Genomic DNA, 9,089 nt, shown 5'->3' on the forward strand with positions numbered 1-9,089 from the left:
TTACCTCCTTGCTGGTGAAGCCACATTATAGCACGAGGAGGTACGGGGAACTTGCGGTCTTCGTCCGGCGTTATTATGCTTGGTGAGCGTATGATGAGCGAAGAGGATCCGCGGAGTGAGAACCTCAGAGCCCTAGCGGTTTCATATGAGTGGGGCTCGCTCTCGACTCCGGGGAACGCCCGCTACGGAGGAGACCGATGCCTATCCGAAAGAGCTTTCGCCTCATTCTCGTGATCCTCGGGCTCGCGGCCACGGTGGCGGCCCAAGGGCCGAAGCCGATCAAGGTTGAATTCACGGACGTGCGTTTGGAAAACGGTCTGCGCGTGATTCTGGTCGAGGATCACGGCGCGCCAGTCGTCTCGCTCTGCGTCACCTACAATGTTGGGTCCCGGAATGAGCGCCCGGGACGCACGGGATTCGCCCACCTCTTCGAGCACATGATGTTCCAAGGATCGGAGAACGTCGGCAAGGGCGAGCATTTCCTTCTGATCTTCAACAACGGGGGGACGATGAACGGGACGACTAATGAGGAGCGCACGAATTACTTTCAGACGGTGCCGGCCAATCAGCTCGATCTCGTGCTCTTTCTGGAAGCCGATCGCATGCGGAGTCTCGATGTCAGCCAACAAAATCTCGACAATCAACGACAAGTCGTGCAAGAGGAGCGACGGCTCGGCCTGGACAATCAACCCTATGGGCGCAGTCGGGAGAAGTTGCAGGAGTTGCTCTACGACAACTTCGCCTACAAGCATTCGGTCATCGGTTCGATGGAAGACCTCAATGCGGCGACTCTGGACGACGTGCGCGAGTTCTTCCGCATCTACTATGCGCCGAATAACGCCGTGCTGACGCTCGTGGGGGCTTTCCGAACGCAGGAAGCGCTGGCGAAAATTCGCAAGTACTTCGGGGGGATCCCTCGACAGCCCGATCCGCCGCCGGTCGATGTGACCGAGCCCGAGCAGACAGCCGAACGACGCGCCACGGTTGAGGATCCGCTGGCGCGACTGCCGCGCGTGGACATCGCGTTCAAGACCGTGCCCGGGAACACGCCGGACTTCTACGCCCTTCAAGTCCTGGCGAATGTCCTTCACGGTGGACAAAGTTCGCGGCTCTATCAGAAGCTCGTGCGGGAGAAGGAGCTGGTGACGAGCATCAGTGGGTTCATGGACGAGAAGCGCGCGCCAGGGGGCTTCTACATCACGGCGACACTTCGGCCGGGGGCACGCATTGAGGAGGTCGAGGCCGTGATCGCCGAGGAGATCGAGCGAGTGCGGCGTGAACCCATCGCCGATTGGGAGTTGATGAAGGCGAAGAACACAGCACGTCGCGCGTTCATCAGCTCGATCGCCAGCTCTCTCTCTCGCGCCATCTTGCTTGGCCAATATGCCGTCTATTACGGCGATCCCAATGTGATCAACACCCGGCTGGAGCGGATCATGGCCGTGACGAAGGAAGACGTGCAGCGCGTGGCTGAGCGGTATTTACGTCCGACCAATCGCACGGTCGTCATCACGATCCCCAAGGCCGCGCTGCTGCCCACATCTGGCCAAGAGGAGGGGGGACGATGAGAATCCGAATCACCGTTTCGTTCTGCGCGATGCTCGTGCTCTCGCTCTCGTGGGTGAGGGCACAAGGGCCGGGCGGGTCGCAAATGCCTGGTCCGACGGGCCAATCCCTCAAGGGAGCGGTCATCAAAGGCAAGGCGCCGGTCAATCGCGAGATTCTTCGCGTGCGGTTGCCGCGTCCGCAAGAAGCGCGGTTGAAGAACGGGCTCGAAGTCATCCTCCTCGAGGATCATCGTCTCCCGGTGTTCACGATGCAGATGGTGATTCGAAGTGGGGGACTGGCCGATCCTCCTGATCATCGCGGATTGGCGCAGTTCACGGCGGCCTTGTTGCGCGAAGGGACGAAGCGTCGCACGAGTCGAGAGATCGCCGAACAATTGGATACGCTCGGGATCACGTTCAGCGCCACGAGCGGTCTGTCATCGCTGACGAGTACGGTGAGCATATCGGGGCTGATCGAAAATCTGGAGGAGGCGCTCGATCTCTTCGCCGACATCATTCGCCATCCCACGTTCCCGCCCGAAGAAGTGGAGCGCTATAAGACGCGCACGCTCGCACAGCTTCAATTGCAGCGCTCCCTCCCGCAGTTCCTCGCCCAGGAGCGCTTCAATCGCGTGCTCTACGGGGAGCATCCAGCCGGATGGACGGTTCCTCCGGTGGAATCGGTTCGTCGGCTCACGTCGGACGCGCTCGCTCGGTTCCATGCGACGCATTATCGCCCGAACAATGCCTTCCTGGCCGTCGTCGGCGACATGACGCTTCGAGATCTTCTGCCGAAGATCGAGCGATTCTTCGGCGATTGGGAGCCCGCCGAGATCCCGCGCGTGGAGATCCCTTCCGTCGCGGTTCAATCTTCGCGAAAGATCCATCTCATCCACCGGCCGCAATCGCCGCAGACCGTCATCCAGTTGGGGGTGCTGGGGATCACGCGGACGGATCCGGACTATTTCGCCGTGCTTCTCGCGAATCATATCCTGGGGGGTGGACCGACGGGACGCCTCTTCTTGAATCTCCGCGAGGACAAGGGCTACACCTATGGAGCCTATAGCTCGTTCACCAGCTCGAAATTCCGAGGCGTGTGGGGGGCAAGCGCGGCCGTTCGAACCGAAGTGACCGAGGGGGCGATGCGGGAGTTCCTCTACGAATTGCAGCGTCTGCGCGATGAGCGCGTCTCGGACGAAGAGTTGGAGAATGCCAAGCGCGCGTTGGTGGGAAGCTTCGCTCTCTCGCTCGAGCGCCCGCAGGAGCTGTTGCAGAACATCATCACGCAGAAGATCTACAATCTGCCGGCCGATTATTGGGACACCTATCCGCAGAAGGTCTTCGCCATCACCGCGCGCGATGTGCAGCGGGTCGCGCAGAAATATCTCGACCTCACGCAACTGCAGATCGTCGCCGTTGGGGATGCGCCGCGAATTCGCGAGGTCTTGACCAAGTTCGGACCGATCGAAGTCCTGGATGCCGAGGGTCGCCCGCTCTCGGCCCTTCAGTGAGCGGGTCGAAGTCTCGCGCACTGAGAACGCATTTCGGAGAACGCTCGCGCGGCGAGGGGGAGGATCAGTATGTCTGACCTCTCTTCGCACGTTCAGCTCTGAACCAGCGGGACGCACGCTCTTCATCGAGAGGAGAGGAACAATGGCGCGACGGCATGAGAGTTTGATCCCCCTCTCGCATGGGCACCATCACGGATTGGTGCTGAGCTGGCGCATCAAGCGCGCGCTGGCGCGTGAGTCGCTCGAAGAGGAAGCGCTGCGGCAATTGGCGCGCGCCGTCGTCTCCTTTTTCGAGAGCGACCTCGCGCCGCATTTCGCCGCCGAAGAGGAAGGGCTCTTCCCCATCATGGAGGCGAATCTCGGTCGCCTCGATCTCCTCATGGAGCTGAGAGAAGAGCACGAGCGCTTTCGCGCGTGGATCGAAGAGTTGCGCCGTTCGATAGACGCTTCCCCCTCGATGGAAACACTGCGCGCTTTTGGCGTCCTCCTGCACGATCACATTCGGAAGGAGGAGCGCGTCTTGTTTCCGATCTTTGAAGAACGAATGCCGCCGGACGAAGCCCGACGGGCAGGATCGGTGATCGTCGAACGATTGACCTCACGTTCCCGGTGCGGAGTGCCGAAACGGGACCTATGAGGGAGGGCGACCTCCAAAGCCCGGGGTCACGACCCCTCTGGCCGTCCGGATCCTTTCACGTCCTCCTCCCGCAGCGTGTCCAGCAAGACCTTCCAGTCGAGCCACGGCTCCTTCCCTTTGAGCCACTTCTCGAACCATTGGAACTCGGCGACCATCTTCACGAGTTGATACCGAGGATTCGTCAATCCGTGCGGCATGTTCGGGTAGATGATGAACTCGGTCGGCACGCCGAGCTTCTTCAAGGCCATGTGTAGCTCTTCGCTCTGAGGGCGTGGCACGCGCTGATCCGCTTCGCCCACGTGGATGAGCGTCGGCGTCTTCGCGCGCGTGATATATCGAATGGGCGAGACCGCGACATAGTGATCCCAATTCTCGTACGGCCGTCCTTTGAAATAGAATTCGCGGGGGACTTGTACGTCCGTCTGCGCATACAGGGAGATCCAGTTCACGGCTCCAGCTCCGGTCGAGATCGCCTTGAAGCGATCCGTCTGCACAAGCGTCCAATTCGAGAAGTGGCCGCCGGCGCTCCATCCCATCATGCCGAGTTTCTCCGGATCGGCGATGCCCCGCGCGATTAACTCATCTACCCCGGTCATGATGTCTTCGTAGCCCTGCCGGAAGTAATCGCCCGCGATCTGCATCTTGAATCGCTCGCCGTAGTTGGACGAGCCGCGATAGTTGGGTTGAAAGACGGCATAGCCGTTCGCGGCGAAAACGTGCACATATGTACCGTAGCTTCCCGAAAAGGAATTCATGTACGCCGCGGCCGGGCCACCGTGCAATTGAACGATGAGCGGATATCGTCGTCCCGGCTCATAGCCGACCGGTTTGACGAGGATGCCTTCGACCATCTGCCCGTCGGTGCTCTTCCAGCGGACGGTCTCGTATTCGCCGAGCGCGATCTCCTCGATCTGCGGATTCGCTCGTGTCAAGCGCGTCCAATGCGATCGTTGGCCGACTTTCTCCAGCGTCGTGAGGTAAAAATCGGGCGGATTCTTCGGATCGGTGAACGTCAAAAGGAGCCATCCCGTGTCCTCGTCGAATGTCGCGGACAGGACGCCGATCTCATGCGTGAGTTGCGTGACGCGCCCTGTCTCCACAGAGATGGCGAAGAGATGCGCGTTGACTCCCACGCCTTCGGTGAAATAGATCGTCTTCCCGTCCTTGCTCCAGAAGCCGATGGAGACGTCGCCGTCGAACGTCGTCTCCAGCTCGCGCACCGATCCCCCGCGCGTCGGCGCCAGATAGATGCGTAGATTGCGCATGTAGGTGAAGTCATCGGGGGCCGTGAAGGCCAACCATGCGCCGTCCGGCGAGAAGCTCATCGTTCCCTCGCTCACCGCGTTGTGCGTGAGCCGTTCGACGGTGCCGGTCGCGAGATCCAGCCGATAAACCTCGGCCTCTTCGCCCGTTGCGTAGCGAAAGGTCGAAGCTCCGCGAAAAGCGATGAGGCGATGATCCTTGGAGATTACGAACGCGGCGACGCTGTACTCCGATCCCGAAGTCCATCGCTTCACAGCTTTGGTCCCCACGTCCACGGCCCAGAGATGCGCGGGCGGCCTCGGCTGGTCCACGAGGCGCACATCGAATTTCTTCTCTCGCCGTTCCCGATCGAGTTTGTCCACGAAGTCGGGAGAGGTGAAATAAATTCGCTGACTATCCGGACTCCACTCCCATCGAAGGACGCCCGTCTCGTGTGTGGTCAGAGGGACGGGCTTCTCCGCATCGAAGCGAGCCGGCAGAAGCCACAACTGACGCTCTCCCTCCTTCCCGGCTGTGAAGGCGAGCCAACGGCCATCGCGACTGAAGGCGAAACGTTCGACTCCATCTTTATGGTCAGTCACGCGGCGCGCTTCCCCTCCATCCGGACGCATGAAGTAGATCTGCGGACTCCCTTCGCGATCCGAGAGGAAGGCGAAGAACGTCCCATCGCGCGACCACGCCGGGCTATGCTCTTCCTTATTCGGCGTGAACGTCATCTGGCGCGAGGGACCGCCAGAGGTCGAGACGAGGAAAAGATCGCGAAAGCGCTTCCCCTCCTTCCAATTGAGCGTCGTCAGGGTGTAGAGCAGCAATTTTCCATCTGGGGAGAGCGCCGGATCGCCGACCGTCCGTAGCTCCAAGACGTCCATGAACGTCATCCCTCGCTGCGGACGTTGCGCCGCAACGAAGCGCTCCGTCCCCACTAATGAGACCGACCAGATAAAGATCCACGTGAGCATTCGAAGACATCGTCTCATACCGCTTCCCTCCTTTCGGAATCAGCTTCCTTTGCCCTTCGCGAAACGATAGAGCATTGGAATGCCTCTTGACAAGACCAATTTGAGCCCGAATAATACGGGCGCTACGCTGGGCGAAGATCTCAAAACCAAGTGCGCAGGAGGAGATGGTGAGCGACCATCTCAACGAGGGAAGAGTAACGAAGCCGCCAGAGGGTGAAGCCCAGGCGCAGGTCGAACCCGTCAGGGCATGGGGAGTCTGGGAGCGCGTCATTGGGATGTTCGTGCGGCCTCGAGCGACCTTTCAGACGCTTAAGGCCCATCCGACATGGCTCGTTGCGCTTTTCCTCTTGGCCGGGTCCACGATGGTGCTCCAGCTGGTCTACATCACGCGCGTTCCATACGCGATGCGGTGGGAAGCTAACTTGGAGAAGACCATCAAGATCAACAGGAAATTAGGCATGGACCCGCAAGAGGAGCAATACCTTCGCCAGGAATATGCCCGGCAAGCCCAGCGCGGAGAGACGTCACTGCAGAAGCTGTGGCAGGGAGTGGTCATTCCTTTAATCAACTGGTTGATGATAGTTGTTGTCGGCGCTGCGTTATACCAAGTCGGTGCGCTGTTGGCTAGAGACCGCTTATTGTTCAAGCGCGCTTTAGCCGTGCGGGCATATGCCGAGATGCCGCCGACGATCGTGCTATCCCTGTTTCTCATCATCCAGATGGTCTTGAGCGCGCCTGAAGAGGTTGTGGACTATAAGGGCCTCGTGCGTGGCAACTTAGGCATCCTGATCGAAAATCCAGACGCTCATGTTGTGCTGACCACGATCGCGAACCATCTCGATCTCTTCCAATTCTGGTCCGTGGGGCTGGCGGCTCTTGGGCTTTCGGTCATGTTGGAGAAGGCGAAGCGGTGGGTAGCTGTAGGTATTGCGGGGGGCGTTTGGCTGCTGGGAGTGCTGGTGAAGATCGCCATCAATAGCGCAGCAGGCGTTGTGATCGTCTAAGAGTGAGGGGCGTCACGGGTGCTGGCGCACTTTGTAGACGCTCACCTGGGGATCGTCGTAGACGCGCTCGAAGACGTCCTGACGGCGTTGCAGAGTCGCAAGCAGACGGGGCGTCTCCCGCTTCACCACCAGCACATACGCGGCCCGGAAGTCCCGCACGATCGCCTCTACCACCGAGCGATCTTGTTCCTCCAGAGACATCGGAGGACAATGCTCCATCCGGCATGTCCCCTCGTGCTCGCTCTGGATGTGCCGATATGTCCAATACAACCCTCGATCGTAGTGATAGAGATAGGCGACATCTAACCCGACAATGTAGTGGTTCCGCTGGTTCCAAAAGAAGAGGTGAGCGAATTGATCCCACCGGGCATGGAAGACGATGGCTCCGGGTTGGCTGTGCTCGGCCAGCCACAGCATCGCCCCTTTGAAGGTCTGGATGGATTGGTTCCCAGCGCGAAGCCAGAGAATGGTCGCGCCCAGGTTAATCATGACAGGAATGGAGGCCAGGATGAGCAGCCCCATCCACTGCTGCCAGTTGGCGACGATCTTCCTGTACCAGCGCAGCGTTTCCTCTCGAAGGGTGACGGCAGCCGACAGGGCGGCCAACGGCGCCCAGTATTCGATGAATCGCCCGTGCCGCAAGGTCATGGCGCACAACAGCACGCTGATGAGGACCAGAAACGCCTCTTGTCCCCTCCACCGCCGACGCCGCAGCCAAAGCCCAATCCCAATCAGCCACGGCACAGCCAGAAGTAGAGACCCCAGTAGTAACCATATGGGAGAAAGACCATGCCATTCATGCAATGGGCCAAATATGGTGGAAGACGGGCGCTGTGTAACCTGGAAGGCGCGGATAAACAGGATCAGGGCCGTGGGGAAGTGGGGATGCAGGAGCAGGCCCAGGGCGATGCCAGCCAGGGTGTAAGTGATCGGTTGCCAGGGAAACCCCGACTCGGCTTCGTCCCGCTCCCACCGAAAGGGCCACTGCCGAACCTCCAAATATCGCACGACCGTGAATGCCCCAATCACGACCAGAAGCAAAAGGACCGCCGCTCCGTAGGACAGGGTGAAGAGGGCGGCAGCCAGTAGAAGGACCTTCCACCGCTTCTCCCACATCGCCCACAGAGCCAGCAACAGCAGCGTCAGCGCCAGCGCATTCACTTTCATCAGGTTGTATCGCAGCAGCCCGCTGGCAGAGAAGGCGAAGGCGGCGAAGGTCCAAAACGCCGGAAGGGGGACTTGCAAGTATCGCAGCACCCCGAACAGGGTCGTGGCGGCGATGGCGCTGAAGAGAGCCGTGGCGACCTTGGCTCCGGCGATGCGATCTACCTTCACAAAGGGCCATAGCAGCAGATGGTAAAGCCAGTGCAGGTCGGCAAATTCATCGCGCCAGGTGGTGGCCGAAAGCCAGGGGAAGCGCGTGTCCAGACGATGGGCCGGAAACTCGGCCAACACGATGTGGTAGTAAGCGTCCGGATCAGCGAAGTCCGGGGAGGCGAATTGCAGACCGAGGAAACTCGCCCAAGCCAACAGAAAGACGATGCCCAGCGATCGCATCGGTGATCCCCCCTTCATGTGGGCGATCACTTTATCCCATGTCCCCGTCCGTGTCAAGAAGATCCTCCCTCATCAAGGCCCCTCATAACGTCATGCGTGAACGGCATCAGAAGCGAGCGCGGAGACTCCCTGTCGCTGACTCGTGTCTGGCGCGCGGGATTCCGGGAGAAGCAGTGAAGTCGACAAGGCGAATGGGAGAGCTGCGATGTCCTCTTCCCACGGTCGCCCAAGGGGGCGACTTGAATATAGCCTGGCGAAGCGAGCTTCGGGGAATCTCAAGGGTCCCCCAAGCAGACAGCTCTCGTGCGAGCTACGGCGATTAGAGCTTTCTCCCAATCGGCGACGATGGTTGCCTGCGCCATGACGCCTCTTCGTTAGGGCCGGAAATCACTCCCCTGCGGCTTGTCAGAAAGGGGGAGGATCCATAGAATATCCGTGCTCGTCACTGCTCGAAAGGAAAGGATTCATGCCGAGTCCGCCCATTGCCGAAGAGCTTTCACCTGCTGGGATGGGTAGGACGAACGAACGTTCGAGGGATATTTTCTTCCTCCTCATTTTGCTGGCCGGATTCACTATTGGCGCCTTCGTGCTGGGCTATATGGAGCGCGAGC

At 60.0% G+C, this 9,089-nt stretch carries 6 protein-coding genes; 4 read left to right on the forward strand and 2 right to left on the reverse strand.

Annotated elements, in window-relative coordinates:
• Window positions 1-197 precede the first annotated feature (197 nt).
• The 3 genes from NZ746_04040 (at window position 198) to NZ746_04050 (ending at window position 3,695) form a co-directional block, all read left to right on the forward strand.
• Window positions 198-1,568 (forward strand): insulinase family protein, encoded by a 1,371-nt coding sequence (locus NZ746_04040; protein MCS6816535.1) that lies wholly within the window; start codon window positions 198-200, stop codon window positions 1,566-1,568.
• Window positions 1,565-3,058, forward strand: coding sequence for an insulinase family protein (locus NZ746_04045; GenBank protein ID MCS6816536.1), 1,494 nt, complete (start codon window positions 1,565-1,567; stop codon window positions 3,056-3,058). Before NZ746_04040 ends, NZ746_04045 begins: the two co-directional genes overlap by 4 nt.
• 142 nt (window positions 3,059-3,200) lie before the next feature.
• Window positions 3,201-3,695, forward strand: a complete 495-nt coding sequence (locus NZ746_04050) for a hemerythrin domain-containing protein (GenBank protein MCS6816537.1) — start codon at window positions 3,201-3,203, stop codon at window positions 3,693-3,695.
• 26 nt (window positions 3,696-3,721) lie between these two features.
• On the opposite strand, the gene NZ746_04055 is transcribed toward NZ746_04050, so the two are convergent.
• Window positions 3,722-5,935 carry a S9 family peptidase gene (locus NZ746_04055; GenBank protein MCS6816538.1) on the reverse strand — a complete coding sequence of 738 codons (2,214 nt, stop codon included), beginning with the start codon at window positions 5,933-5,935 and terminating at the stop codon, window positions 3,722-3,724.
• 149 nt (window positions 5,936-6,084) lie between these two features.
• Here NZ746_04055 and NZ746_04060 point away from each other — a divergent pair, with 149 nt between their 5' ends.
• Window positions 6,085-6,921 (forward strand): YIP1 family protein, encoded by an 837-nt coding sequence (locus tag NZ746_04060; protein ID MCS6816539.1) that lies wholly within the window; start codon window positions 6,085-6,087, stop codon window positions 6,919-6,921.
• 12 nt (window positions 6,922-6,933) lie between these two features.
• Here NZ746_04060 and NZ746_04065 read toward each other — a convergent pair whose 3' ends face one another.
• Complete coding sequence (locus NZ746_04065; protein ID MCS6816540.1) at window positions 6,934-8,535, reverse strand: hypothetical protein; 1,602 nt, start codon at window positions 8,533-8,535, stop codon at window positions 6,934-6,936.
• Between the last annotated feature and the right edge of the window lie 554 nt (window positions 8,536-9,089).

This window comes from Blastocatellia bacterium, from assembly GCA_025055075.1.
In the GTDB taxonomy this organism is placed as follows: Bacteria; Acidobacteriota; Blastocatellia; order HR10; family HR10; genus HR10.